25 protein-coding genes are annotated in these 23,750 nt (G+C 71.1%); 13 read left to right on the top strand and 12 right to left on the bottom strand.

Annotation, left to right across the window (positions count from 1 at the left end):
* Nucleotides 1-10 precede the first annotated feature (10 nt).
* Nucleotides 11-853 carry an SDR family NAD(P)-dependent oxidoreductase gene (locus JYK18_RS41360; protein WP_206809388.1) on the bottom strand — a complete coding sequence of 281 codons (843 nt, stop codon included), beginning with the start codon at nucleotides 851-853 and terminating at the stop codon, nucleotides 11-13.
* A gap of 93 nt (nucleotides 854-946) precedes the next feature.
* Between JYK18_RS41360 and JYK18_RS41355 the strand changes: the two genes are divergently transcribed.
* The gene (locus JYK18_RS41355) at nucleotides 947-1,849 is read left to right on the top strand and encodes a hypothetical protein (RefSeq protein WP_206809386.1); all 903 of its coding nucleotides are present in this window, start codon (nucleotides 947-949) and stop codon (nucleotides 1,847-1,849) included.
* Here JYK18_RS41355 and JYK18_RS41350 read toward each other — a convergent pair.
* From JYK18_RS41350 to JYK18_RS41340, 3 genes are all read right to left on the bottom strand, one after another.
* Nucleotides 1,830-2,564: a DinB family protein gene (locus JYK18_RS41350; protein WP_206809384.1), complete on the bottom strand. Its 735-nt coding sequence runs from the start codon at nucleotides 2,562-2,564 to the stop codon at nucleotides 1,830-1,832. The genes JYK18_RS41355 and JYK18_RS41350 overlap by 20 nt on opposite strands.
* A gap of 46 nt (nucleotides 2,565-2,610) precedes the next feature.
* The gene (locus tag JYK18_RS41345) at nucleotides 2,611-3,162 is read right to left on the bottom strand and encodes a DUF305 domain-containing protein (RefSeq protein WP_206809382.1); all 552 of its coding nucleotides are present in this window, start codon (nucleotides 3,160-3,162) and stop codon (nucleotides 2,611-2,613) included.
* A gap of 79 nt (nucleotides 3,163-3,241) precedes the next feature.
* Nucleotides 3,242-5,272: an NPCBM/NEW2 domain-containing protein gene (locus JYK18_RS41340; RefSeq protein ID WP_307796297.1), complete on the bottom strand. Its 2,031-nt coding sequence runs from the start codon at nucleotides 5,270-5,272 to the stop codon at nucleotides 3,242-3,244.
* A gap of 205 nt (nucleotides 5,273-5,477) precedes the next feature.
* Between JYK18_RS41340 and JYK18_RS41335 the strand changes: the two genes are divergently transcribed.
* Together JYK18_RS41335 and JYK18_RS41330 are read left to right on the top strand one after the other, a co-directional pair.
* Complete coding sequence (locus JYK18_RS41335) at nucleotides 5,478-6,311, top strand: urea carboxylase-associated family protein (RefSeq protein WP_307796296.1); 834 nt, start codon at nucleotides 5,478-5,480, stop codon at nucleotides 6,309-6,311.
* Complete coding sequence (locus JYK18_RS41330; protein ID WP_206809378.1) at nucleotides 6,311-6,901, top strand: disulfide bond formation protein DsbA; 591 nt, start codon at nucleotides 6,311-6,313, stop codon at nucleotides 6,899-6,901. Before JYK18_RS41335 ends, JYK18_RS41330 begins: the two co-directional genes overlap by 1 nt.
* On the opposite strand, the gene JYK18_RS41325 is transcribed toward JYK18_RS41330, so the two are convergent.
* A complete protein-coding gene (locus JYK18_RS41325) occupies nucleotides 6,867-7,307 on the bottom strand; it encodes a MarR family winged helix-turn-helix transcriptional regulator (protein WP_242584004.1) in 441 nt (146 codons plus the stop codon). The two genes, JYK18_RS41330 and JYK18_RS41325, sit on opposite strands and share 35 nt — an antisense overlap.
* Nucleotides 7,308-7,376: 69 nt before the next feature.
* Here JYK18_RS41325 and JYK18_RS41320 point away from each other — a divergent pair, with 69 nt between their 5' ends.
* On the top strand, nucleotides 7,377-7,841 hold the full coding sequence (locus JYK18_RS41320; protein WP_206809376.1) for a PaaI family thioesterase: 465 nt from the start codon (nucleotides 7,377-7,379) through the stop codon (nucleotides 7,839-7,841).
* Nucleotides 7,842-7,850: 9 nt separating this feature from the next.
* Here the strand turns inward: JYK18_RS41320 and JYK18_RS41315 are convergent, their stop codons facing one another.
* Both JYK18_RS41315 and JYK18_RS41310 read right to left on the bottom strand, forming a co-directional pair.
* Nucleotides 7,851-8,279: a DUF6292 family protein gene (locus tag JYK18_RS41315; protein WP_206809375.1), complete on the bottom strand. Its 429-nt coding sequence runs from the start codon at nucleotides 8,277-8,279 to the stop codon at nucleotides 7,851-7,853.
* A 67-nt stretch (nucleotides 8,280-8,346) separates the two neighbouring features.
* The gene (locus JYK18_RS41310; RefSeq protein ID WP_206809374.1) at nucleotides 8,347-8,775 is read right to left on the bottom strand and encodes an Hsp20/alpha crystallin family protein; all 429 of its coding nucleotides are present in this window, start codon (nucleotides 8,773-8,775) and stop codon (nucleotides 8,347-8,349) included.
* 106 nt (nucleotides 8,776-8,881) lie between these two features.
* Between JYK18_RS41310 and JYK18_RS41305 the strand changes: the two genes are divergently transcribed.
* The gene (locus tag JYK18_RS41305; protein WP_206809373.1) at nucleotides 8,882-9,466 is read left to right on the top strand and encodes an HSP18 transcriptional regulator; all 585 of its coding nucleotides are present in this window, start codon (nucleotides 8,882-8,884) and stop codon (nucleotides 9,464-9,466) included.
* Here JYK18_RS41305 and JYK18_RS41300 read toward each other — a convergent pair.
* Together JYK18_RS41300 and JYK18_RS41295 are read right to left on the bottom strand one after the other, a co-directional pair.
* Nucleotides 9,456-10,475, bottom strand: coding sequence for a lipase (locus JYK18_RS41300; protein ID WP_206809371.1), 1,020 nt, complete (start codon nucleotides 10,473-10,475; stop codon nucleotides 9,456-9,458). The genes JYK18_RS41305 and JYK18_RS41300 overlap by 11 nt on opposite strands.
* Nucleotides 10,476-10,562: 87 nt before the next feature.
* Nucleotides 10,563-12,344 (bottom strand): thiamine pyrophosphate-requiring protein, encoded by a 1,782-nt coding sequence (locus JYK18_RS41295; protein ID WP_206809369.1) that lies wholly within the window; start codon nucleotides 12,342-12,344, stop codon nucleotides 10,563-10,565.
* Nucleotides 12,345-12,441: 97 nt separating this feature from the next.
* On the opposite strand from JYK18_RS41295, the gene JYK18_RS41290 reads away from it, so the two are divergent.
* Nucleotides 12,442-13,632, top strand: coding sequence for a zinc-dependent alcohol dehydrogenase (locus JYK18_RS41290; RefSeq protein ID WP_206809367.1), 1,191 nt, complete (start codon nucleotides 12,442-12,444; stop codon nucleotides 13,630-13,632).
* Between the two features lie 35 nt (nucleotides 13,633-13,667).
* On the opposite strand, the gene JYK18_RS41285 is transcribed toward JYK18_RS41290, so the two are convergent.
* Nucleotides 13,668-14,777, bottom strand: a complete 1,110-nt coding sequence (locus JYK18_RS41285; RefSeq protein WP_206809365.1) for an acetate/propionate family kinase — start codon at nucleotides 14,775-14,777, stop codon at nucleotides 13,668-13,670.
* A complete protein-coding gene (locus tag JYK18_RS41280; RefSeq protein ID WP_242584002.1) occupies nucleotides 14,777-17,128 on the bottom strand; it encodes a phosphoketolase family protein in 2,352 nt (783 codons plus the stop codon). The genes JYK18_RS41285 and JYK18_RS41280 overlap by 1 nt, the downstream gene beginning before the upstream one ends.
* Nucleotides 17,129-17,221: 93 nt before the next feature.
* Between JYK18_RS41280 and JYK18_RS41275 the strand changes: the two genes are divergently transcribed.
* The 4 genes from JYK18_RS41275 to JYK18_RS41260 are packed head-to-tail and all read left to right on the top strand — an operon-like array spanning nucleotide 17,222 to nucleotide 19,788.
* The gene (locus JYK18_RS41275; RefSeq protein WP_374195102.1) at nucleotides 17,222-17,782 is read left to right on the top strand and encodes a nucleotidyltransferase family protein; all 561 of its coding nucleotides are present in this window, start codon (nucleotides 17,222-17,224) and stop codon (nucleotides 17,780-17,782) included.
* The gene (locus JYK18_RS41270) at nucleotides 17,779-18,036 is read left to right on the top strand and encodes a BON domain-containing protein (RefSeq protein ID WP_206809364.1); all 258 of its coding nucleotides are present in this window, start codon (nucleotides 17,779-17,781) and stop codon (nucleotides 18,034-18,036) included. Before JYK18_RS41275 ends, JYK18_RS41270 begins: the two co-directional genes overlap by 4 nt.
* Nucleotides 18,033-18,764 carry a metallophosphoesterase gene (locus tag JYK18_RS41265; protein WP_206809362.1) on the top strand — a complete coding sequence of 244 codons (732 nt, stop codon included), beginning with the start codon at nucleotides 18,033-18,035 and terminating at the stop codon, nucleotides 18,762-18,764. Before JYK18_RS41270 ends, JYK18_RS41265 begins: the two co-directional genes overlap by 4 nt.
* On the top strand, nucleotides 18,757-19,788 hold the full coding sequence (locus JYK18_RS41260; protein WP_206809361.1) for an FUSC family protein: 1,032 nt from the start codon (nucleotides 18,757-18,759) through the stop codon (nucleotides 19,786-19,788). Before JYK18_RS41265 ends, JYK18_RS41260 begins: the two co-directional genes overlap by 8 nt.
* Here the strand turns inward: JYK18_RS41260 and JYK18_RS41255 are convergent.
* On the bottom strand, nucleotides 19,785-20,213 hold the full coding sequence (locus tag JYK18_RS41255; protein WP_206809360.1) for a hypothetical protein: 429 nt from the start codon (nucleotides 20,211-20,213) through the stop codon (nucleotides 19,785-19,787). The genes JYK18_RS41260 and JYK18_RS41255 overlap by 4 nt on opposite strands.
* A gap of 150 nt (nucleotides 20,214-20,363) precedes the next feature.
* On the opposite strand from JYK18_RS41255, the gene ctaD reads away from it, so the two are divergent.
* From ctaD to JYK18_RS41240, 3 genes are read left to right on the top strand one after another with little or no spacing between them, the layout of a single operon-like run.
* The gene (ctaD, locus tag JYK18_RS41250) at nucleotides 20,364-22,043 is read left to right on the top strand and encodes a cytochrome c oxidase subunit I (RefSeq protein WP_206810012.1); all 1,680 of its coding nucleotides are present in this window, start codon (nucleotides 20,364-20,366) and stop codon (nucleotides 22,041-22,043) included.
* A gap of 44 nt (nucleotides 22,044-22,087) precedes the next feature.
* Nucleotides 22,088-22,420 carry a metalloregulator ArsR/SmtB family transcription factor gene (locus tag JYK18_RS41245; protein ID WP_307796295.1) on the top strand — a complete coding sequence of 111 codons (333 nt, stop codon included), beginning with the start codon at nucleotides 22,088-22,090 and terminating at the stop codon, nucleotides 22,418-22,420.
* Nucleotides 22,421-22,423: 3 nt separating this feature from the next.
* Nucleotides 22,424-23,731, top strand: a complete 1,308-nt coding sequence (locus tag JYK18_RS41240) for an alpha/beta fold hydrolase (protein ID WP_206809359.1) — start codon at nucleotides 22,424-22,426, stop codon at nucleotides 23,729-23,731.
* Nucleotides 23,732-23,750 lie beyond the last annotated feature (19 nt).

Below are 23,750 nucleotides of genomic sequence, written 5' to 3'. Positions count from 1 at the left end.
CTCGGGCCGGTCAGAGCTTCCACCGAATAGCCGGTGGTGACTCCGGCACCAGTTCACCGTCGAACGCGGCGGCGAAGTCCTCCACGTCCCAGTGCGGCCGGGTCAGCACGGGCTCTTTCACCGAGTGCTGCCGCACCAGGTGCAGCTTCTCGCCACGCAACCGGATCAGCTGCCCGCTGACGCCCGCGGACCGGTCGCTGAGCAGGAAGGTGACCAGCGGCGCGGCCAGGTCCGGGGTGAGGTCCCGGCTCAGCCGCGCGCGTTCCACCCGATCGGCTTCCACCATCCTGGTCCACGCCAGCGGGCTGATCGCGTTCACCCGGATGCCCAGCTCGGTGAGGTCCGCCGCCCACGAATAGGTGAGCGACGCGACCGCGCCCTTGGACGCCGAGTACGCCGCGCCACCCCGTTTGCCGAGCAGCGCGCCCGAAGCCACGTTCACGATCACCCCGGAACCGCGCTCGCGCATCACCCGCAGGGCGGCCATCCCGGTGAACATCGTGCCCAGCACGTTGACCTCGACCAGTGCGCGGACGCGGGCGGGATCGTCGTCCCACGGCGGTGCCTGGTAGTTCAGGCCCGCGTTGTTGACCAGCCCGTCGATCGTGCCGAAGGCGCGCACGCACTGGTCGACGATCTCGGCCGCCTCACCGGCGTCGGCCACCGAACGCGTGCTCACCTCGGCCCGGCCACCCGCCTCGGTGATCAAGGCGGCGACCTCCCGCGCCGGTTCGCCGTACACGTCGTTGACCACCACCGCGGCGCCCGCGCGGGCGGCGTGCAGTGCGTATTCGCGGCCGAGACCGCGGCCGGCGCCGGTGATCACCACGGCTTTTCCCTGGAGTGCTCCCATGCCGCCAGTTTTGGGCCGTGGCCGGTAAATGCCAACTCGGGACCCGTCCCGGCGGGCGTGGTTACCGTTCCCGGCGAACGGAAGGGGCCGGGGATGCGGAAGTGGACGTGGGCGGCGGTGGGCGTGGTGCTCGTGGCGGGCGGGTGCGGATCGGCGGAGGCGCCGCCACCGGCGGCCGCGCCGCCACCACCGCCACCGCAGCCGACCAGGGAAATGGTCACCTGGGCGGACACGATGTGCCAGGCGACGGACTCGCTGACGCGGGACCAGGTCGAGTTCGAGGGGCTCGAGGTGGATCCCGCCAAACCGGACGAGTTCGCCGACATGCACCTGTACAGCTACCTCAGCTCGGCCGACATGGGGCTGGAGAGCCTGGCTTCGCAGTTCACCGGGCTGCCGCCGTCCGGCGTGGCCGCCGGTGACCAACTGGCCAAGAGCCTGGGGGAAGGGCTGCAGCGCATCCTGCCCGAGGTGGAGGCACTGGTCGGGGACCGCTTCGCGATGAGCCCGCGCGGTGACTTCACGGGCATGTACGACCGCGCCCGCAAGCTCAACGAGCTGCTCGACTCGGTGAAACCGGCCGGGCCGGACCTCCCGGCGGTGGTGGCCGCCGACCCGCTGCTGACCGCGGCCCACCACCTCGCGCCGCGGTGCCAGCCGCCCGCGCCGCCGCCCCCGCCGGAGGTGCCGCCGGGTCCGCTGCCCGCCGCGAAGGACGGCACCGACTTCGGCGCCTGCGCCGACGGGGAGTGCCAGATCCTGGTCACCGGCGAGCCGAAGCTGAAGGTGGGGGACAACGAGTTTACCATCACGCTGTCGGAGAAGTCGGTGACGCTGAAGGACTACGGCCCCCAGGGCGCGTCCGGCACGATGCGCACCGGCGTGGGCGGCAAGGCGAGCTGGGGCAACGTGAACACCGGCAAGAAGCTCGAACTCACCGTCACCGCGCTGAACGCCGAAGGCGCCGTCCTCGACTTCAAGACCGTGACGCAGTAGGGGCGTCCGATGCCTCGATCAGGTCGAGGTCGCGGACGCAGAAGCCGTGGTGCTCGAAGGTCTCGGTGAGCACCGTGCCCAGGCACTGCCGCACCGAGCGGCCCCGGGCGTACGGCGGCCAGACATCGTCGTCGGGCACCGGCGCTCGCGCGGCGAGCTGCGCCGGGGTGACCTCGTCGAGCCAGGCTTCGAGCTCGGCGGCCTGTGCTTCGCGCACGCTCACGATCTCGTCGAGGGCCGGATCGAGCGAGGGGTCGAGCCCGTGCGCGCCGCGGTAGGGCTCGTCGGCCGGGCCGATGCCCATCGGGGTGAACAGCTCCGTCGAACCCAGGCAGCAGCGGCGGAACCACGAGTCGTGGACGAAGACCAGGTGGCGCAACGTCTGCACCGCCGACCACTCGTCGTTCACACCGCGGCGTTCGATACCGGGCGCACGGCGGATGCGCTCGATCGTGGCGGCCCAGCCGGCGTGGAGCCGGCGCGCTGCCTCGCGCAGGTCGGCCGGGTCCTCGGCGCGGATCAGCACCCGCACCGGGTGACGCCGGTCGAGCTCCGCCTCGACGTACTCGGTGACCTCGACCCCGTTCACCACGAGATTGGTGACGAGCCCGTCGATCACGGCGTCCTGCATGACCACCCCGACTAGCCGGGCCCCGGTCAGGTCGCACTCGCGGAACTCCGCCCCGCGCAGGTCCTCGTCGGCATACCGCTTCATGCCCCGAATACTAGGTCGGGGCACCGACAAGCCGGCGACTTCCGCGTCACGAGGCCGGTTGCGCGGCGGTGATCTCGGCGATCTTCGCCTCCTGGCCTTCGACGATCTTCCTGGCCAGCGCCTTGGTTTCCTCGTGGGCGCCGGTCAGCTGGACGTTCTTCGCCATCGACACGCCTTCGCGCAGGTGCTTCGCCAGCGTGCTCAGCCACTTCTGGTCGAACTCCGCCCCGCTCGCGTTCTCCAGCGCGGCGATGTCCTGCAGCGTCAGCATTCCCGGCATCGCGTGCCCGCCGTGCGCGCCCGCGGCGGGCACCTCGACGTTCCAGCTCCGCAGCCACCCGGTCATCTGCTGGATCTCCGCCGCCTCGGTGGTCGAGACCTCTTCCGCGGTGGTCTTGACCAGCGGCAGCGTGCCGCGTTGCTTGGCGATCTCGGCGATGTCCAGCGTCTGCTGGTGGTGCGGGATCATCTGCTGCGAGAAGCGGATGTCCGACTCGTTCCCGGCACCGGTGGCCGGGGGGTTCTCCTCGCCGGACGCCGAGCACCCGGCGAGGAGAACGGCGGCGAACAGACTGGCGAGCAAGGCAAACGTGCGCATGGACCCTCCTGGTGCGGCGGTGATGGTGGATACGGTCCGCACCCGGGGGTGGTTCACCGTCGACGGTGAATACGCGCGCTCAGCAAGTGAGCGTCAGGTCCGCCCAGTCCGCGTGGTCGTTCTGGATGCCGTCGCCCGCGTCCGTGGCCACGAGCCGGATCGCCTTGGCCCCGGTGACGTCCGCGACCAGCTGCCTCGCCGGATCGGCGACGGTGAGCGTCCCGCTGTCGTAGACCCGGTCCCCGTCGGCCCATACCTCGAAGGTGACCGAGCCGGTCTTGCCGTCGTCCACGCCGACCAGCGCGCGCACCTCGGAACAAGCGCCACCGGTGAAGTACTCCACCGAGGACAGCGCATGCGTGCCCAGCCCCTTGGCGTAGTAGACCCCGCGCAGGGTCAGCGGCCCGCCGTCACCGGGGGCGCGTGCGCCGTTCGTGTGGTCGACCTCCACCGGGCCCCAGCCGTTCGTCGTGCGCAGCCACGACACGTCGCTGAGGTACTGCGTGCCGGTGTGCGGCACTTCCGGGACCACCGCCTCGGCCACGTTGGTGAGCGTCGCCGGGGCGCCGGTCTGCGGGTTCACGTACTCGAAGGTGGCGCTCACCGGGTACCGGCCCGGCGGTGTGCCCGGTGGGGCCGAGACCTCCCACGTGGTGCGGAACCGCTCGTTCTCGCGCAGTGCCGTGGTTTCCACGTCCGAGGTGGGGCGGACCGACCAGGTCGGCGGCGCGATGAGCTTGGCCCGCACCGAGTGCACCGGCGCCCCACCGGAATTGCCGAGCGTGGTGGTGTACGCGACCGGGGTGTCCGGCGCGACCACCGGCAGCGCGCCCGAGTACGACAGTTCGACCTCGGCGGCCGCGTCGAGCGCGGGCGGGTACTGGAACCAGTGCCGGTCCGCGCCGATCCGGTACATCGTGGTGCCGTGCGCGGGGACCACCGCGCTGATCGCGCCCGTGGTGTGCGCGTCGGTGTGCGCCCACAGGTCACGCAGTTTGTACCCGGCGGACGCGGGCAGGCCGACTTCCGCCGCGGTGGTGTCGATCCGCGCCGGGGTGTCGTTCTCGTTGAACAACGCGACCGCCTTGTCGCCGCCCGCCAGCGGTTTCACGAACACGTGCAGCCCGCCTGCCGAGCGGATCGGCCTGCCCTGCACCCCGAGCGGGTCCTGGTCGACCGCGATCACGTCCTTGTTGCCCAGGATCTCGAAGGTCTCCGGGGTCACCTTGCGCAGGTCGGCGCCGATCAGCAGGGGCGCGGCCATCATCGACCACAGCGAGAAGTGCGTGCGGTACTCGGTATCGGTCATCCCGCCGTTGCCGACCTCCAGCATGTCGGGGTCGTTCCAGTGGCCGGGGCCGGCGTGGTCGGCGCGGACCATGTTCTGCTTGAGGATGCTGAGCATGCTCGCCCAGCTGTCGCTGATGTCGATGGTGGTGCGCCACAGGTGCCCGACGCCCTTGCCCCACTCCCACGGCTTGTTCACGCCCCACTCGCAGATCGAGAACACGATGGGCCGCCCGGTGGCCTTCAGCGCGTCGCGCATCTTCGTGTACCGCTCGACCGCGTTGACGCCCTGGTTGTTGCAGTTGTCGTACTTCAGGTAGTCGACGCCCCACGAGGCGAACAGGTTCGCGTCCCGCTGCTCGTGCCCGAGTGCGCCGGGGAACCCGTCCGGGTGGCAGGTCTTGGTGCCCGCGCTGGAGTAGATGCCGAACTTGAGCCCCTTCGCGTGCACGTAGTCGGCGACCGCCTTGATGCCGTGGGGGAAGCGCACCGGGTCCGGCACCAGGTCACCGTTGGGCGCGCGGTCCGGCAGCGCCCAGCAGTCGTCGAGGTTGACGTAGGTGTACCCGGCCTCCTTGAGCCCGTGCGAGACGAAGATGTCGGCGATGTCGCGGACCAGCTTCTCGTTGAAGTCCTCCGCGCAGTGGGTGCTGTTCCAGTTGTTGAAGCCCATCGGCGGGGTGAGCGCCAGGCCGTCGGCGGCCGGTGGCGCCGGCGCGGGCTCGGCGCTGTTCGCGGGCAGCGCGAAGGTGGTGGTGCACAGCGCGAGCGACGCGGCCAGTACCCAGCGGTGGGCCGGTCTTCTTCGTCGTCCTGTGGACACGGGTGCTCCTCGGCAGTTGGCGGAAAAAACGGGCCGGACCCGGCGGGGCGAACGAAAATCGCTTACCATGAACCCGGCCGGGCGGTTCGAGCGCGACAATCCGAACACCCGCCGCGCCGGTCCGGCAACCCCCTGCGTTATGCGCGGGGAATACCCCTCATCACCGGCAGCACCCCCTATTCGAACAGCCGGAAGGAGTGCGCGAGTGGCCGATTTCCCGGCGGCCTACCAGGGCGCCGCGCTGAGCGTGGACGAGGCCTTCTACACCGCGCTGGCCGACGGCCCGCGCGAGCTGGTCGAGCGGTTCGAGGTACCGATCCGCTCGGGTCGCGCGTGGACGGTCCCGCGCGGGCACCTGTGCCGGCTGGTGACCGTGGACGGACCGCAGGTGGGCGACCTGAACCTGTGGCACGCCAACGACCCGCGCGAGCGGTTGTGGGCTTCGCGCACCCGGCAGCTGCAGCGCGCGCACGTGAGCACCTTCGACCGGCTGTGGTCGAACCTGCCGTTCCTGCGCCCGCTGGTCACGGTCACCGGCGACACGCTGGCCGGGTACGGTCCGGACGAGCACGGCGGCCGCGTGCACGACCTGCTCGGCACCCGCTGTGATCCGTACGTGAACCGGATGCTCACCGGCGACGACTTCGATTTCCACTGCCATTCGAACCTGGTGCGCGCGATATTGCCGCACGGGCTCACCGAATTCGACGTGCACGACGTGCTCAACGTTTTCCAGTGCACCGGGCTCAATGCCGATGACCGCTATTTCATGAAGGCGTGCCCGGCGCGACCCGGCGACTTCTTCGAGTTCTTCGCCGAACTCGACCTGCTGTGCGCGTTGTCCACCTGCCCCGGCGGGGACCTGTCCGTGCCACTGTGGGGACCGGGGGCACGCGACCCGATCGACACCTGCCACCCGATCGGCGTGGAGGTGTACCGGCCGGCCGCCGGACTGCTCGACGGCTGGCGGCCGCCGGAGCGTGCCGCCTACCGCAATCTGCACGGACTGCGCCCACCGGCGCGAGAAGGGAACGCCTGATGACCGAACAGCGGATCGCCGACTTCTGGTTCGACCCCTCGTGCCCGTACACCTGGCTCACCTCGCGCTGGATGACCGAGGTGGCGCGGGTGCGCCCGGTCGAGCTTCGGTGGCACGTGATGAGCCTGGCCGTGCTCAACGAACACGCCGAGGAGGACCCGGAAGGCGACACCGAGGGGTACCTGTGGAAGCCGGTCCGCCTGTTCGCCGCGGTCGAGCAGCGCTACGGGCAGGAGGCGCTCGGCAGGCTCTACACCGCTTTCGGCACGCGGGTGCACCAGAACGGCCAGTGGGGCTTCGACGGCGTGCTCGCCGACGCCGGTTTGCCCGAGGAACTGGCCGCGGTGGCCGAAACGACCGAGTACGACCAGGCCGTGCGCACCTCCCACGAGGAGGGGGTGGCGAAGGTGGGTGACCACGTCGGCACGCCGGTGATCTCCTCGGCGGGGGTCTCGTTCTTCGGCCCGGTGATCTCGCGGGTGCCGCGCGGGGAGGACGCCGGGCGGTTGTGGGACGGCACGCTGCTGGTCGCCGCGGTGCCCGGCTTCCACGAACTCAAGGGCCGTCCGCACGAGGAGCCGAAGTTCTGAACCCGGCCAGTTTGGCCAGCGCGGCGACGGTGTCGTCGAAGTCGTCGCCGAGCAGGGCACGCAGTTCGGCGTTGAACCGGTCCAGCTCGGGGCGGAGGCGGTCGAGCGCGCTCTCGCCCTCGTCGGTCAGCGCGAGCTGGACGGCCCGGTGCTGCTCGGGGTGCCGTTCCCGGGCGAGCAGGCCCGCGCCGGTCAGCCGGTTCACCATCGCGGTGATCGCCGATTCGCGCTGCCCCAGGGTGGCGGCGAGGTCCCGCTGGGTGAGGCCGGGCGTCTCCCGCACCGCGAACAAAGCGCCGAGCTGGGCGGTGGTGATCCCGGCCGCGCCGAGGCAGCGGCGGTCGGCGTCCACCCGCAGTTCGTGCGCGGCTCGCTGGAGCAGGAAGTACAGGCGCTGCTCGGGCATGACCGAATCTTGACAGCCGGAGCGGCTCGGCGCCATTCTAGCTTCACTAGTGAAGTGAGGTGTGCCGTGATGGACCTGGCCTTCGCCCGCGCCGGCCTCGACGCCCAGCCGTTCAGCAAGCTGGTCGGGGCGCGGCTCGCCGAGTTCGGCGACGGCGCCGCCGTGCTGGAACTCGACATCCGCGACGAACTGCGGCAGCAGAACGGTTTTGTGCACGGCGGGGTGCTCAGCTACGCCGCCGACAACGCGCTGACCTTCGCGGCCGGCAGCGTGCTCGGCCCGGCGGTGCTGACCAGCGGCTTCACCATCGACTACCTGCGCCCGGCCACCGGCGGGGTGCTGCGCGCGGAGGCGAGCGTGGTGCGGGCGGGCAGGCGCGGGGCCACCTGCCGGTGCGATCTGTACACAGTGGACGACGAGCGGCGGCTGTGCGCGATCGCGCAGGGTTCGATCGCGGTGGCCACGCCGAGCTCGCCGATCCGTTCCGCGGCGGCGGATCCGAGCAGTTCGGTGGCTCCACAGTGGACTCGATGACCGGCGCGCTCACCGCGTGACGAGCAGTCCGGTGACGTAGGGCCGGAGCCGGTCGGTCAGGTCGTGGTGCCCGCCCGCTTCGCGCAGCCGCGGCGGCTCCGGCGAGCCGGGCTTCCCGGCGAGCGCCCGGGTGGCGTACCCGGCCACCTCGGCCGGGGTGGCCAGCGGATCGTGCCCGAGGTAACCGAGCACCAGCAGGTCCTCGGCGGAATGGGTCTCCACCGCCAGCGCCCAGCCGTGGCGCTCGTCCCAGATCAGCGCGAGGTCGCGGTCGGGGAAGCGGGGGAGCCGCCCGTCCAGCGCGATGTAGGCGGACGCCGGGGTGCCGGTGTCCACGGTGCAGGACTCCGGCCCGGCACCGCAGGCCGAGCCGACGGCCGCGGTGTACGCGCGCAGCGCGCGGGTGAACTCGAAATCGGTTTCCAGCAGGGGGACCACGGGTTCGTGAGCCTCTCGGGAAAGGCCGCCGCCCCCGTGCCGGGGACGGCGGCGGGCCGGTGGGGCGTCAGGCTTTGATCTCCTTGCGGTCGGTGCCGCGGTCGGAGATGGCGATCTTGCGGGGTTTCGCCTGCTCGGCGATCGGGATGCGCAGGGTCAGCACCCCGGCTTCGTAGTGCGCCCCGATGCGCTCGGTGTCCAGCGAGTCGCTGAGGAACAACTGGCGGGAGAACACGCCGAGCGGCCGCTCCGCGACCTGCATCTCGGCGTTCCCGCCGACCGGCCGCCGTTCCGCCTTCACCGTGAGCACGTTGCGCTCGATGCCGAGTTCGATGCCGTCGGGATCCACCCCGGGCAGGTCGAACATGACCACGAAGTCCTCGCCGGCGCGGTAGGCGTCCATCGGCATGGCCGCCGGCTTCGACCAGGTACCGGCCGTGCTGCCGAGCTGGAGCAGGCGGTCGAGGTCGCGGAACGGGTCGGTGCGCATCAACATCGGTTCCACCTCCTGTGGTTCGGGGTCAAGGGGTGTCAACACGCACCAGATGTTCTAGCATGTCGTCACAACGATGACAAGTTGAACGTCGTCGAAAGGATGACAAATGCCAGCCGAGGAGCGATTACGGCAGGTCGGCGCGGTGGTCGCCGATCCCGAAGCGAGCCCGCGGGACCTGCTCGACGCCCTGACCGCGTTGCGGCAGCTGCGGGAGGAACTGGCGGCGTGGGAGCCGGAGCTGATCTCGGCGGCTCGCGCGCGGGGCGTCAGCTGGGCGGCGCTGGCGCCCGCGCTCGGCGTCGCCAGCCGCCAGGCGGCGGAACGGCGGTACCTGCGGCTCAACCCGTCGGCCTCGGGGGAGGTGACCGGGGAGGGACGCGTGCGGGCGCAGCGCGACCGGCGGGCGGGTGACCGCGCGGTGGCCACCTGGGCGCGGGAGAACTCCGGTTCGCTGCGGCGCCTGGCCGGTCAGGTCAGCGCGGCGGACGGGCTGGATTCGGAAAGCGCGGGCCGGGTGGAGCGGGCGCTCGGGGACAACGACGCGTCGGCGCTGCTGTCCCCGCTGGCCGCGGCGAACCCGCACCTCGAAGCCGGGCACGAGCGGCTGGCCGCCGAGGTCGCCGCGGTCACCGAGCACACCGACCGCCTGCGCCGCGACGCCATCGGCTCCCGGCGACCGCCTACCGGATGAACCGGATCTCCGGGCAGCGGCTGAGCGCGCCGTCGAACAGCTGGGTCGCGCGGTCTCGCAGGTGCAGGTCGAAGAACGCGCGCACGTGCGTCCGCGTCGCGGTGACCACCTTGCCCGGTGCCGTGCTGCCCAGCCGCTCCGGATCGGGCAGCAGCAGCGGCTCGCAGTCGGTGAAGGAGAGCGTGGTCGTGCCGACCAGCTGGAGATCGCGCCGCCAGCCGCGGTGCCGCGCCCAGAACGACTCGGCCGCCGGATCGGTGAGGTGCGTCCGGTTCGCGTCCTCGCTGCCGAACAGCAGGACCGGCCGGTCCAGGTCGTGCCCCGGCATCGGCGGCAGGAACTCCCCGTCGAGCACCACCCCGGCGCGCAGCCGGTTGTCCCGGTACATCGCCTCCGCGACGGTGCCGCCGCCCGCGCCGTGCCCGAACGCCCCCAGCCGGTTCAGGTCCAGTACCGCGCCCAGTCCCGGCGGCAGCTGACCGTCCCCTGGCATGCGCCCCTCGGCCAGTGAGGCCAGCTTGGCCAGCACGGTCCGCACGTCCTCCACGCGCGCCGGGATGCGGGCCCGGTCGGCCCGCCGCTCGGTGATCCGCCCGGCCGGGAAGTCGACCGCGGTCTCGTAGGTGTGGTCGATGGTGACCACCACGTAGCCGTGGCTCGCGAGGTCCTCGGCCAGGGTGGTGCAGAGATCGCGCGGCAGGCCGAAGTCCGGGGAGAACAGCAGGACCGGCCGCTTCTCCCCGCGCAGCACCGCCGCGCCCTCCTCGGTGTGCAGGCCGACGCCGGTGAAGTCGCACCCCTCGACGCTCGCGGCGGCACCCTGGCGCAGGTAGAGCGCGGGACGGCCGCCACCGTCCGAGGGGTACCAGAGGCTCACCATCAGCTCGCGGTACGGCTGTTCCGGCACCCACGGATCGGGCCGGGACCAGTCGACCAGCCGGAGCGTCACCCGGCCGGCCGCGTGCCGCCCGCTGGGCCGCGGAAGCGTTCTCGCCAGTGCCTTCGTCATGAACCCGTCCCTCCTCGATCCCGCCATGAGCAGGGTCGGGGAGGGACGGGTTTCCGCGCTTCCCTCGCGGGCGGGAGCCACCTCCCGCTAGGGAAGGAGTTCCTGTGCCTTGGTCTTGAAGCCTTCCTTCGCCATCCGCCAGGCGTTCGGGTCACCGCGGAGCACGGCCTGCGTGGTCGCCTTGATCTGGTCGAAGGTGGCGTGCGGCGGGATCGGCGGCACCTCGGGGTCGCAGTGCACGTCCAGCACGGTCGGGCCGTCCGAGGCGAGGGCCTGCTCCCAGGCCGGGCCCAGCTGGTCCGGCGCGTCCACGGTGATGCCGCCGAGGCCGATGCCGCGGGCGAAGTCCGCATAGGACACTTCGGGCAGGTTCTGCGACTCCTCGAACTTCGGCGCGCCGCCCATCGCGCGCAGTTCCCAGGTGACCTGGTTCAGATCCCCGTTGTGCAGCACGCAGACCACCAGCCGCTGGTCCGTCCACAGTGCACGGTAGCGGGCGATGGTCATCAGTTCCGCCAGTCCGTTCATCTGCATGGCGCCGTCCCCGGCCAGTGCGACCACCGGCCGGTCCGGGTGGGCGAACTTGGCACCGATCGCGTACGGCACCGCGCAGCCCATGGTGGCCAGCGTGCCGGAGAGCGACCCTCGCATGTCACCGCGCATCCGCAGGTTCCGCGCGTACCAGTTGGCGGCGGACCCGGAATCCGCGGTGACGATGGCGTTCTCCGGCACGCGTGGCGAGAGTTCGTGCACCACCCGCATCGGGTTGACCGGTTTCGCGTCGACCATCGCCTGCTTGCCGACGGTGTCCCACCAGTCCTCGACGTTCTTGGCGGTCTTCTTCCGCCAGTCCGCGGCGTCCTTGCGGGTGAGCAGCGGCAGCAACGCCCGCAGCGTGCTCTTCGCGTCCCCGAGCAGGTTGACCTCGGTGGGGTAGCGCAGGCCGAGGAACCGGCCGTCCAGGTCGATCTGCACCGCCCGCGCCTGGCCGAACTCCGGCAGGAACTGGGAGTACGGCAGGCTGGAGCCGACGATCAGCAGGGTGTCGCACCCCTGCATCAGTTCCCAGCTGGGCCGGGTGCCGAGCAGCCCGATCGAACCGGTGACGAAGGACAGTTCGTCGGAGAGCACGTCCTTGCCCAGCAACGCCTTCGCCACCCCGGCGCCGGTCAGTTCGGCGAACTCGGTGAGTTCGGGGACCGCCGCGCGGGCACCCTGACCGGCCAGCACGGCCACCTTCTCGCCGGCGTTGAGCACCGCGGCCGCCGCGTCGAGCTGGTCGGGCGGGGGCACCATGGTGGTGCGCGGCAGGTCCGGCGGGCTGGACGGCACGTGCTTGAACTCGTGCTGCGGGGGCGTGTACTTCTCGTCCTGCACGTCGGCCGGGATGATCAGCGCGGTCGGCGCCCGCTGCGTGAGCGCGGTCCGGATCGCGCGGTCCAGCGCGTTCGGCAGCTGTTCGGGCACGTTGACCTCGACCAGGTACTCGCTGGCGACGTCCTTGTACAGCGCCTGGAGGTCGACCTCCTGCTGGTAACTGCCACCCATCGCGCTGCGCGCGGTCTGGCCGACGATGGCGACCACCGGCACGTGGTCCAGCTTCGCGTCGTAGAGGCCGTTGAGCAGGTGGATCGCGCCGGGCCCCGAGGTGGCCATGCAGACGCCGGCCCGCCCGCTGAACTTCGCGTAGCCGACCGCCTGGAACGCGGCCATCTCCTCGTGCCGGGCCTGCACGAACCGGGGTTCGTTGTCCGCTCTGCCGAACGCGGCGACCAGTCCGTTGATGCCGTCGCCGGGATAGGCGAACACCTGCCCCACCGACCACTCGCGCAACCGGGCCACGATGAAATCAGCGACTGTCTGAGCCATACGGTCTCGGGTACCGCACCCCGTCCGCGGCTAAACGGACGTTTGCCCCCGGCGGCCACGGGCACCCGGAGGGCACCAGACGTGGACGGAGGACAGCATGAAAGCGGTCACCTGGCACGGCAAGCGCGACGTGCGGGTCGACACGGTCGACGATCCGAAACTGCGCGAACCCACCGACGCGATCATCCGCGTCACCTCCAGCGGGATCTGCGGTTCGGACCTGCACCTGTACGAGGTGCTCGGCCCGTTCATGGGCGAGGGCGACATCCTCGGCCACGAACCGATGGGGGTGGTCGAGGAGGTCGGCGCCGAAGCGGGCGCGCTGAAGCCCGGGGACCGGGTGGTGGTGCCGTTCAACATCTCCTGCGGCCACTGCTACATGTGCGACACGGGGTTGCAGTCGCAGTGCGAGACCACCCAGGTCAAGGAGCAGGGCAAGGGCGCGGCGTTGTTCGGCTACACCAAGCTGTACGGGCAGGTGCCCGGCGGCCAGGCGGAGTACCTGCGCGTGCCGCAGGCCCAGTACGGTCCGATCAAGGTGCCCGACGGCCCGCCGGACGAGCAGTTCGTCTACCTGTCCGACGTGCTGCCGACGGCGTGGCAGGCGGTGGCCTACGCCGACGTGCCCGACGGCGGCAGCCTGGTGGTCTTCGGCCTCGGCCCGATCGGGCAGATGTGCTGCCGGGTGGCGTTGCACCGCGGTGCCGGCAAGGTGATCGGCGTGGACCTGGTGGACGAGCGGCTGACCATGGCCGAACGGCACGGGGTGACCACAGTGGACCTCCGCACCCAGCCGGAGGTGGGCGGCGTGATCCGCGACCTGACCGGCGGACGCGGTGCCGACGCGGTGATCGACGCGGTCGGCATGGAGGCGCACGGCGCGCCCGCGGGCAAGCTCGCGCACCAGCTGGTGGGGTTGCTGCCGAAGCCGATCGCGGCGAAGGTGACCGAGAAGGCCGGGATCGACCGGCTCAGCGTGCTGTACGCCGCGATCGACGCGGTCCGGCGGGGCGGCACGATCTCACTGAGCGGGGTCTACGGCGGCATGCTGGACCCGCTGCCGATGATGGAGCTGTTCGACAAGCAGATCCAGTTGCGGATGGGCCAGGCCAACGTCCGCCGGTGGATCGACGACATCCTGCCCCTGGTCAGCGACGACGCGGATCCGCTCGGTGTGCGTGACCTGGCCACGCACCGGCTGCCGCTGGAAGACGCTCCGCAGGCCTACAAGATGTTCCAGGAGAAGACCAACGGGGCGATCAAGGTCTTGTTGCAGCCAGCCGGCTGAGAGGCGGGGCCGACAACACGTGCGGCGCGCGTCGTTCACGCTCGGCTTGGCTGGGCGGCGCGCGCCGTTTCCATGGCCAGCTGCAGTTCTTCCCGGGATCGCACGGTCAGCACCGGAACCCCGGAACGGCTGAGCACGGCGTCCTCATCGCGTGCGGTGTCCAGGTCGCCCCGGAACCCGAGGATGCCCAGCCCGGCGGCGATGTCCTCGGCGAGTTCCGGCTGGTCCCAGCCGATGTCCCCGGTCAGCACCAGCCCGTCGATCCGGTCGAGGCTCGCCGCCACCCCGGCCAGCTCGCGGCGTGCCCGGTGCGCGAACACGTTCAACGCCAAGGCCGCACGGTCGTCCCCCTCGCGAGCGGCGGGGACCAGGTCGCGGGTGTCCTCGGAGAACCCGCCGGAGAGCCCGAGCAGGCCGGATTCCTTCTGCAGCCCGCGTTCCAGCTCGTCGACGCTCAGCTTCTTCTCCCGCAGCAACCACACCAGCAGGCCCGGGTCGACCGTGCCCGCGCGCTTGGCCATCACCAGGCCCTCCAGCGGCGTGAAGCCCATCGACGTGTCGACACTGCGCCCGCCGCGCACCGCGCAGACCGACGAGCCGCCGCTCAGGTGCGCGATCAGCAGGTTCAGCTCCGCGGCGGGTTTCCCGAGCAGTTCGGCCGCCCGGCCCAGGGCCCACGCGAACGAAAGCCCGTGGAACCCGTACCGCCGCAGACCCCACTGCTCCCGCCACTGCCGCGGCAGCGCGTACGTGCTCGCCGCTTCGGGGAGTCCATTGTGGAACGCGGTGTCCGGGCAGAGCACGTGCGGGCGTTCCGGGATCTCCTCGCGCAGGAAGTCCAGCAGGGCCACGGTGTTCGGCACGTGCAGCGGCGCGAGCGAGGTCAGCTCGCGCACCTGGTCGCACAGTTCGTTGTCGACGGCCACCGGCTCGGTGATCGTCTGACCACCGTGCACCAGCCGGTGCCCGACCGCGGTGATCGCGCCCGTCGGGGTCCGGCCGAGCAGGTCGCGCAGTTCCCGGCGTGCTTCGTCGGAATCAGCGGGGTGCTCGATCTCGGCGGCGTCGACCACGCGGTTGTCCGTGGTGTCGACCAGGTGGGCCCGCAGGCTCGACGAGCCGGGGTTGACGGTCAGCACCAGCATCACGACCACCTCCACTGGGTGAATTCGGCCGGGTCATCGCCATCGGTGTAGGCCCGGTGCAGCAGTTCGTCGCGCTCGCGGACCAGCGCGTCGGCGAGGTCACCACCCCGCGAACCCCAGCCCTCGGCGTGTGAGAGCGCGGCCGCGGCCAGGTCGTAGCGGCTCATCCGGTTGCGCGCCAGCAGGTCGAGCGGCGTCGTGGTGGTGCCCTCTTCGAGGTAGCCGTGCACGTGGAACCGGTTGGGCCGGGTGCGCCCGTGCAGCACCTGGTGCACCGCCGAGGGATACCCGTGGAAGCCGAACACCACCGGCACGTCCTCGGCGAAGCAGGCGGCGAACTCCTCGTCGGTCATGCCGTGCGAATGGCGTTCCCTCGGCGCGAGCGCGAGCAGGTCGACCACGTTGACCACGCGCACCCGCAGCTCGGGCGCCGACCGCCGGAGCAGCCACGCGGCGGCGAGCACCTCGGTCGTCGGGGTGGTCCCGGCGCAGGCCAGCACCACGTCCGGGCGGCTGGCCTCGCGCGCGCCCGCGGTGGCCCGCTCGCCAGGCCTGCCCGCGCCGCCGCGCTCGGTGCCCGCCCAGTCCCACACGCCGGCGCCCGCCCGGCAGTGCGCGCGGGCCTCGTCCAGGCCCAGCCACACCGGCGCGCTCTGCTTGCCCGCCACCACCACGTTGATCAGGTCGGTGGTGTCCAGGCAGCGCGCCATGGTGACCAGCAGCGTGTTGGCGTCCGGCGGCAGGTAGATCCGCGCCACCGAGGACTTCTTGTTCAGCATGGAGTTCAGGAACCCGGGGCCCTGGTGGCTGTAGCCGTTGTGCTCCTGGCGCCAGCCATCGCTGCTGAGCAGGTAGTTCAGGCTGGGCACCGGCGCCCGCCAGCCCACCTCCCCGGACAGCTTGAGGAACTTGGCGTACTGGTTCACCATTCCGTCCACAATGGAGGCGAACGCCTCGTAGCTGGCGAGCAGGCCGTGCCGCCCGGTCAGCAGGTAGCCCTGCAGCCAGCCCTGGCACAGGTGCTCGGACAGCACCTCCATCACGCGCCCGCCGCGCCCGAGGTGCTCGGCGTAGCCCGGCACCTCGCGGGCGAACGCGCGCGGGGTCACCTCCAGCACCGCGCCGAGCTTGTTGGACTCCAGTTCATCCGGGCAGGTGATGCGGAAGTCGCGGCGGTTCTCGGTGGCCCGCATGAGTTCGGCCAGCCAGACCCCGAGCACGCCGGTCGCCCCCGCTTCGCTGCCGCCCGGTTGCTCGACGGGCTCGGCGAACCGCGTCAAGTCGGGCAGCGGGAGCGGTTCGCGCAGCAGGCCGCCGTTGGCCTGGGGGACCCGGCCGAGCCGCAGGTCGCCCTCGGGTGGCAGGGCGAGCAGGTCGTCGGCCGGGCGGCCGTGCTCGTCGAACAGCTCTTCGGGCCGGTACGAGCGCAGCCATTCCTCCAGCAGCGCGAGTTCACGCGGGTCGTCGGCGGCGCTGGTCAGCGGGACCTGGTGCGCGCGGAACGTCCCGGCGAGCGGTTTGCCGTCGGCGTCCTCGCCGGGTGCGCCCGCGCCCTTGGCGTTGCGCAGCACGATCATCGGCGGCCGTTCGTCCGCCAGCCCGGCGTACGCCCGGTCGAGCGCGTCGGCGAGGGCCTGGTCCGGATCGGCCGCCTCGGTGGTGTCGACGATCAGGGGCGACCAGCCGCAGCCACGGAAGTAGTCCGTCAGCTCCTCGTCCGACATCGTGCCGTAGACCGTCGGCGACGCGATCTTGTACCCGTTGAGGTGCAGGATCGGCAACACCGCGCCGTCCACGCCCGGCGTGCGGAACTTGACGCCCTGCCAGGAACCCGCGGTCGGCCCGGTCTCCGCCTCGCCGTCCCCGACCACGCAGGCGACGAGCAGCCCGGGATCGTCCAGCGCCGCCCCGAACGCGGTCGCCAGCGCGTACCCCAGCTCGCCGCCCTCGTGGATGACCCCCGGCACGTCGGGGGAGAGGTGGCTCGGGAAGCCGCCCGGCCAGGAGAACCGGCGCACCAGCTCGGCCAGCCCGCTCCCGTCGCGGCTCAGGCGTTCGTCGTATTCGGCGTGCGTGCCTTCGAGCCAGAGGTTCGCGTGGTTCGCCGGCGCGCCGTGGCCGGGCCCGGTGACCAGCAGGGTCCGCCTGCCGGTCTCGCGGACCAGCCGGTTCAGTCCACTGTAGACGAGGTTGAGCCCGGGGCAGGTGCCCCAGTGGCCCAGCTGCCGGGGTTTCAGGTGCTCGGGCCGCAGCGGTTCGCGCAGGAGCACGTTGTCCCGCAGGTAGATCATCGCGGCGGCCAGGTAGTCGCAGGCGCGGCGGTACCGCGCCGGCGTGGTGTCGTCGGGCAACGGTTCGGCCTTCCCTCGGGGGCGCCAATCGGTTACCCGGACCGGAGCAGCGCAAACGCGACCAGGGTTGACCTCGCGCCGAACGGGTAGCCGGTGAGCGTGACCGCGGCGGACAAGGACCTGCTCGACACCCTCACGAGGGTGGCGAACACGTTGACGCACCAAGGCATCCGATTCGCGGTGGCCGGCGGCTTCGCGGCGTACGCGCGGGGCGGGCCACCGTCCGACCACGACGTTGACGTCCTGCTCAAGGAGTCCGACGCGGAGAAGGCCAGCCGGGTGCTGGCGGAGGCGGGCATGATCCCGGTCGACCCGCCCGAGGACTGGCTGACCAAGGTCTACGACGGGGACATCCTGGTCGACCTGATCTTCCGGCCCAACCACCGCGAGGTCACCGACGAGACCCTCGACCGCGCCGAGCCGATGCGCATCGGCGCGACCATGGCGCCGGTGGTCACCGGGACCGACCTGATGACCGACAAGCTGCTCGTGCTCGGACCGCACCGGTGCGATTTCACCGACCTGCTGCAGATCGCCAGGGAACTGCGGGAGCAGGTCGACTGGGCGCTGGTGGCCGAGGGGACCAGGGATTCCCCGTACGCGCGGGCCTTTCTCGTGCTGCTGCGGGAACTGGACGTAGTGGAGGCGGAATGAACACCGAAGATGTGCCGCAGTACTCGGCGGCCCGGTTGCGCCGGGCGCTCGCCGAGGACGAGCGGACCACCGAACTCGGCGTGCGGGTGGACATCCGCGCCGACCACGTGCACCTGTCCGGCGAGGTCGCCTGCGAGGCGCGCCGCGCCGAACTGGAGCAGGTGGTGCACGAGCACGCCCCGAACCTGCGGGTGCACAACGATCTGCGGGTCTCGGCGGTGGGTGAACCGGCTTCGAGGGAGGAACTGCGGTGATCCGGATCGCGGCCATCGGGGACGTGCACCTCGGCGAAGACGCGCGTGGCCGGCTCCGGCCCGCGCTGGAACAGGTCGGCGAGCACGCCGACGTGCTGCTGCTGGCCGGCGACCTGACCCGGCACGGCACGGTCGACGAGGCCGAGGTGGTCGCCGACGAGTTCGCCGATCTGCCGGTGCCCGTGCTCTCCGTGCTGGGCAACCACGACTACCACGGCGACGCCGAGGACGAGATCACCGATCTGCTGCGGGAGCACGGGATCACCGTGCTCGAAGGCGAGCACGCCACGCTGGAGATCGGCGAGGAAACGTTGGGCGTGGCCGGGATCAAGGGCTTCGGCGGCGGGTTCGCCGGCAAGTGCGCGAGCGCGTTCGGCGAACCGGAGATGAAGAACTTCGTCCGGCATTCGGTGGAACTGGCCGATCGGCTGGACGCCTCGCTCGCGGAACTGCGCACCGACGTGAAGGTGGCGCTGACGCACTACGCGCCGATCCCGGGCACGCTGCGCGGCGAGCCCCCGGAAATCCACCCGTTCCTCGGTGCCTACCAACTCGGCGAGGCGATCGACGCGAACGGCGTCGACCTGGCCGTGCACGGGCACGCGCACTACGGCTGCGAGCAGGGCGTGACCCCGGGCGGGGTGCGGGTGCGCAACGTCGCCCAGCCGATCATCCAGTCCGCGTACGCGGTCTACTGCGTGGAAAGCGCCGCGGTGCCGAGTGGCTGAGCACTGGCGCCGGACCGCGGTGCTCCAGGCGGCCAAGGCCGCCGTCGCGGCGGTCCTCGCCTGGTTGATCGCCGCCGAGTGGTGGGGCCTGCCGCAGCCGTTCCTCGCCCCGTACGCGGCCGTGTTCCTGGTCGAAGCCACCGTCTACCGCTCGTTGTTCTCGGCGTTGCAGCAGGTCGGGGCGGTGGTGCTGGGCGTGGTGCTGGCGGCGCTGGCGATCCAGGTGCTGCCGTGGCAGACGGTGGCGCTGGGGCTGGTGGTGCTGGTCGGGTTGCTGGTCGGCCGGTGGCGGGGGTTCGGCGCGAGCGGGGTCTGGGTCGGCGTGACGGCGTTGCTGCTGGTCAGCTACGGATCGGCGGACGACTCGATGCTGATGCTGGACCGCGTTGGCGAGACCGTGCTCGGCGCGGCCATCGGGGTGGCGATCAACGCGCTGGTCTTCCCGCCGGTGTACACGCGCGGCACCGAGGCGGCCACGAAGGCGCTCGCCGCCGAACTCGCCGACGTGTTGTGCGACATCGCCGCGACGCTGCGGGAGTCGTCGGTTCCGCGCTCCACGCCGTCCTGGGTGGCCAGGGCGCGCAACACCGAGCAACTGCTCCGCCGGGCCGAGGAGGCCAGCGGCTGGGGGACCGAAAGCGTGCGGTTCAACGCGCGGTCGGGGTCGGGCGGCAAGGTCGCGAACGCGGCCCGCTGGCACGACCTGATGGTGTTGCTGCGGGCCGCCTGGCCGCACGTCCGCGAACTCACCGAGGCGCTCGACCACGCCGTGCGCGACGACGACGCCTACCGCTACCCGAGCGAGGAAGTGCGCGAACGGCTCGCCGCCCTGCTCGAAGTGACCGCGCGGCTGAGCCGAGCCAGAGCCGAGGGCGAGAAACTCTCGCCGCTCGTCGAAGAAGGCCGTGAGGCGATGAACGCGCTCGAACGCGACCTCGTCTCCGGCGAGGGGTTGAACCTGACCATCGGCCTGGCCGGGGTCCTGCTCCCGGCGAAGAAGACCTTCGAGCAGTTCGCGGTCTAGCGCAGGCTGCGTTCGACCGCGGCCACCACGTCCGGATGACCCAGCGGCAACGGCCCGCCGTCGCCGTGCACGACCACCTCGCCCTCGCCGTCCGCGCCCGGCGGCGGTTTCACCAGCAACAGCGTGACCGCGACGGGGTGCTCGTCGAGCAGCCTCAGCACCGGTGACACCGCCTCCCCGCCGGCCACCACGTGCAGCGGCCCGGTGAGACCCCCGTCGGCCAGCAGTTCGGCACCCTCGGTGAGCGCGCCGTCGGACGGGACGCGGCACCACACGATCCGGCGGTGTTCGCTCAGCGGACGCCAAGTCGCCGGAAGCTCACCGTGTTTGGCGAGTCCGTCCGGATCGAAGACGAGTATCGTCGGGTGATCTGGATCCCCGCCGGTGACGATCGGCGGGCCTTCGGTTTCGGGATTAGCCGTCATAGAGCGCGAGTACCCGCCCGAGCGTGCGTGAACCAGTCCCCGGCCGGGTATCCGCGTCCGCGTGGAGGTGACGTCGTGGCCGCGTTGAGGGAAGTGCTCAAGCCCCGTCCGGTGGAGCACCGGCCGCGGCACGCCGGGGCCAAGGGCGCGATGCTGCTGAACCTGTTGCGCACCACCGACCACAAGCAGATCGGCATCCTCTACCTGGTCACCTCGTTCGGCTTCTTCGTGGTCGGCGGGCTGATGGCACTGCTGATGCGCGGCGAACTCGGCTACCCGGGCCTGCAGTTCCTCTCCCAGGAGCAGTACAACCAGCTGTTCACCATGCACGGCACGATCATGCTGCTGCTCTACGCCACACCGAACGTGTTCGGCTTCGCCAACTTCATCCTGCCGCTGCAGATCGGCTCGCCGGACGTGGCCTTCCCGCGGCTGAACGCGTTCGCCTACTGGCTCTACCTGTTCGGCGGCCTGATCGTGCTGTCCTCGTTCTTCACCCCGGGCGGCGCCGCCGACTTCGGCTGGACCGCCTACACGCCGCTGTCCAGCGCCATCCACTCGCCCGGCATCGGCAGCGACCTGTGGATCTCCGGGCTGATCGTGTCCGGCCTCGGCACCATTCTCGGCGCGGTCAACATGACCACCACGGTGGTCTGCCTGCGCGGCCCGGGCATGACCATGTGGCGGATGCCGATCTTCACCTGGAACATCCTGTTCACCTCGATCCTGGTGCTGGCCGCCTTCCCGATCCTGACCGCGGCGCTGTTCGCCCTGCTCATCGACCGGCACCTGGGCGCGCACGCGTTCGACCCGGCCAACGGCGGGGTGATCCTGTGGCAGCACCTGTTCTGGTTCTTCGGCCATCCCGAGGTCTACATCGTGGCGCTGCCGTACTTCGGCATCATCACCGAGATCGTGCCGGTGTTCAGCCGGAAACCGCTGTTCGGCTACAAGCTGATGGTGTGGGCCACGGTCGGCATCACCGCGTTGTCGTTCGCGGTGTGGGCGCACCACATGTACGCCACCGGCGCGGTGGTGCTGCCGTTCTTCGCCTTCCTCACCTTCATGATCGCGGTGCCCACCGGGATCAAGTTCTTCAACTGGATCGGCACCATGTGGAAGGGCACGCTGAGCTTCGAGACGCCGATGCTGTGGGCGCTCGGGTTCATGGTCACCTTCCTGCTCGGCGGGCTGACCGGGGTGCTGCTCGCCTCGCCGCCGCTGAACTTCCACATCACCGACTCGTACTTCGTCGTCGCGCACTTCCACTACGTGCTGTTCGGCACCATCGTGTTCGCCACCTTCGCCGGGATCTACTTCTGGTTCCCCAAGATCACCGGCCGGATGCTCGACGAACCGCTGGGCAAGCTGCACTTCTGGACCACGTTCCTCGGTTTCCACACCACCTTCCTCGTGCAGCACTGGCTCGGTGACGAGGGCATGCCGCGGCGCTACGCCGACTACCTGGTCAGCGACGGGTTCGTGGCGCTGAACATGGTGTCCACGGTGGGCGCGTTCCTGCTGGGGCTCTCGGTGCTGCCGTTCCTGTGGAACGTGGTGCGCAGCTACCGCTACGGCGAACGCGTCGAGGTCGACGACCCGTGGGGCTTCGGGAACTCGCTGGAATGGGCCACCACCTGCCCGCCGCCGCGGCACAACTTCACCGAGCTGCCGCGCATCCGGTCGGAGCGCCCGGCGTTCGAGCTGCACTACCCGCACATGTCGGCGCGCTGGCGGGAGGAGACGCACGTGTCCCCGTTCCGCCGCAAGACCGAGCCGCCCACCCCGTCGGAGAAGCTGGCCGACGCCAGCAAGTCGCCCGAAGGCTAGAACATCTACTTGCGTGTATATATGCCGCCGTGTATGTTCATGGCGTGGTCAACAACGTGCAGCAACGCCTGACGGTGATCTCGGAGCCCAACCGGTTCCGGATCGTCGAGTTGCTCGGGGACGGCCCGCGGTCGGTGGGCGAGATCGTCGACGCGCTGGGCCTCGGCCAGCCGCAGGTGTCCCGGCACCTGCGCCTGCTCGCCGAGGCGGGCGTGGTCGAGGCGACCAAGAAGGCCCAGCAGCGGATCTACCACCTGCGCCCGGACGCGATGCGTGAGCTGAGCGACTGGGCGGCCGGCTTCGCCGGGCTGTGGTCGGCGCGCCTGGACCGCCTCGGTGCCTTCCTCGATGACGAAACCAAGCAGCAGGGAGTCTGAACCATGCCGGACGGCATCGCGATCGACCGGTCGCGCAACACGGTCGTCATCACCCGCGCCTACCGCGCCGGGATCGACAAGGTCTGGTGGGCGTGGACCGACGCCGACGCCATCAGCCAGTGGTGGGGGCCGGAGGGCTGGGCCGCGACCGTGCACGAGATGGACGTGCGGCCGGGCGGTCGCTGGCGGTTCCAGCTGGCGCCGTTGGACGGATCGGCGGGCCCGGTCCGCATCCTCGCCACGTACGGGACCGTCGTGCCCCGTGCCGAACTGTCCTATGAGGACACCTTTGCCGATGAGGCGTGGACGGCCGACGGCACCGGGACCTTCCCGACCACGGTCGCCTTCGCCACCGACGGCACCGGCTGCACCGTCGAGGTGTCCGCCACCTTCCCGGACGGCGCCGCGTTGCAGCGGGCCGTCGAACTCCAGATGGCCGAAGGCTACGCCGAGGCGCTCGACCGCCTGGCCGGCCTGCTCGAAAACCCTTCGAACGAAAGAGGAACCACCATGTCCACGCTCACCTCCGCCGACGGCACCACGATCGCCTACGAGACGGCCGGTTCCGGTCCCGCGATCATCGTGGTCAGCAACGTCGCCGAGGACCGCTCCGGCGTCGCCGGGCTGGCCGAGGCGCTGTCCGCGCACTTCACCGTGCTCACCTTCGACCGCCGCGGCCGCGGTGCCAGCGGTGACCCGCAGCCCTACGACCCGGCTCGCGAGATCGAGGACATCGCCGCGCTGGTCGAGGTGCTGGGCGGTTCGGCGGCGCTGACCAGCGGTTCCGGTGGCAGTGGCCTGACCCTCGACGCGGCCAGCGCCCTCGGGGACAAGGTGACCGGGATCTACCTCTACGAGCCGTCGTTCATCGTGGACGACTCCCGGCCGCCGGCGCCGGCGGACTACGTCGAGCACCTGGACGCGCTGATCGCGGACGGCAAGCGCGGTGAGGCCGTCGAGTACTTCATGACCCGGATGATCCGGGTGCCCGCCGAGTACATCCCGGCGATGAAGCAGGACCCGTCGTGGGACGAGATGGCCAAGTACGCCCACACCTACGCCTACGACGCCCGCATCCTCCGCGGCCTGCAGGACGGCAAGCCGCTGCCCGCCGACCGCTGGTCGATCGAGGCGCCGGTCGCGGTGTCCGTCGGGAGCAACGGCGAAGAGTTCATCCGCAAGGGCGCGCACGCGCTGGCGTCGGTGCTGCCGGACGTCACCGTGCTGACCCTGGAGGGGCACGACCATTCGGCGTTCTGGATGGCGCCGGAACCGGTCGCCGAGCAGATCCGCGGGTTCCTCCAGCGCTGAGGTTTCCCCGGTCGCCACC

The organism is Amycolatopsis sp. 195334CR (assembly GCF_017309385.1).
In the GTDB taxonomy this organism is placed as follows: Bacteria; Actinomycetota; Actinomycetes; order Mycobacteriales; family Pseudonocardiaceae; genus Amycolatopsis.
The sequence above is the reverse complement of the archived record's forward strand: the minus strand, read 5'-3'. Positions and strand labels throughout refer to the sequence as shown.

Coding starts and splice junctions, on each gene's coding strand:
- JYK18_RS41320 (WP_206809376.1), top strand. CDS start 7,377: ATGGACCTGGCCTTCGCCCGCGCCGGCCTCGACGCCCAGCCGTTCAGC.
- JYK18_RS41295 (WP_206809369.1), bottom strand. CDS start 12,344: ATGGCTCAGACAGTCGCTGATTTCATCGTGGCCCGGTTGCGCGAGTGG.
- JYK18_RS41325 (WP_242584004.1), bottom strand. CDS start 7,307: ATGCCCGAGCAGCGCCTGTACTTCCTGCTCCAGCGAGCCGCGCACGAA.
- JYK18_RS41240 (WP_206809359.1), top strand. CDS start 22,424: ATGCCGGACGGCATCGCGATCGACCGGTCGCGCAACACGGTCGTCATC.
- JYK18_RS41355 (WP_206809386.1), top strand. CDS start 947: ATGCGGAAGTGGACGTGGGCGGCGGTGGGCGTGGTGCTCGTGGCGGGC.
- ctaD (WP_206810012.1), top strand. CDS start 20,364: ATGCTGCTGAACCTGTTGCGCACCACCGACCACAAGCAGATCGGCATC.
- JYK18_RS41285 (WP_206809365.1), bottom strand. CDS start 14,777: ATGCTGGTGCTGACCGTCAACCCCGGCTCGTCGAGCCTGCGGGCCCAC.
- JYK18_RS41270 (WP_206809364.1), top strand. CDS start 17,779: ATGAACACCGAAGATGTGCCGCAGTACTCGGCGGCCCGGTTGCGCCGG.
- JYK18_RS41310 (WP_206809374.1), bottom strand. CDS start 8,775: ATGTTGATGCGCACCGACCCGTTCCGCGACCTCGACCGCCTGCTCCAG.
- JYK18_RS41290 (WP_206809367.1), top strand. CDS start 12,442: ATGAAAGCGGTCACCTGGCACGGCAAGCGCGACGTGCGGGTCGACACG.
- JYK18_RS41360 (WP_206809388.1), bottom strand. CDS start 853: ATGGGAGCACTCCAGGGAAAAGCCGTGGTGATCACCGGCGCCGGCCGC.
- JYK18_RS41350 (WP_206809384.1), bottom strand. CDS start 2,564: ATGAAGCGGTATGCCGACGAGGACCTGCGCGGGGCGGAGTTCCGCGAG.
- JYK18_RS41345 (WP_206809382.1), bottom strand. CDS start 3,162: ATGCGCACGTTTGCCTTGCTCGCCAGTCTGTTCGCCGCCGTTCTCCTC.
- JYK18_RS41255 (WP_206809360.1), bottom strand. CDS start 20,213: ATGACGGCTAATCCCGAAACCGAAGGCCCGCCGATCGTCACCGGCGGG.
- JYK18_RS41330 (WP_206809378.1), top strand. CDS start 6,311: ATGACCGAACAGCGGATCGCCGACTTCTGGTTCGACCCCTCGTGCCCG.
- JYK18_RS41300 (WP_206809371.1), bottom strand. CDS start 10,475: ATGACGAAGGCACTGGCGAGAACGCTTCCGCGGCCCAGCGGGCGGCAC.
- JYK18_RS41305 (WP_206809373.1), top strand. CDS start 8,882: ATGCCAGCCGAGGAGCGATTACGGCAGGTCGGCGCGGTGGTCGCCGAT.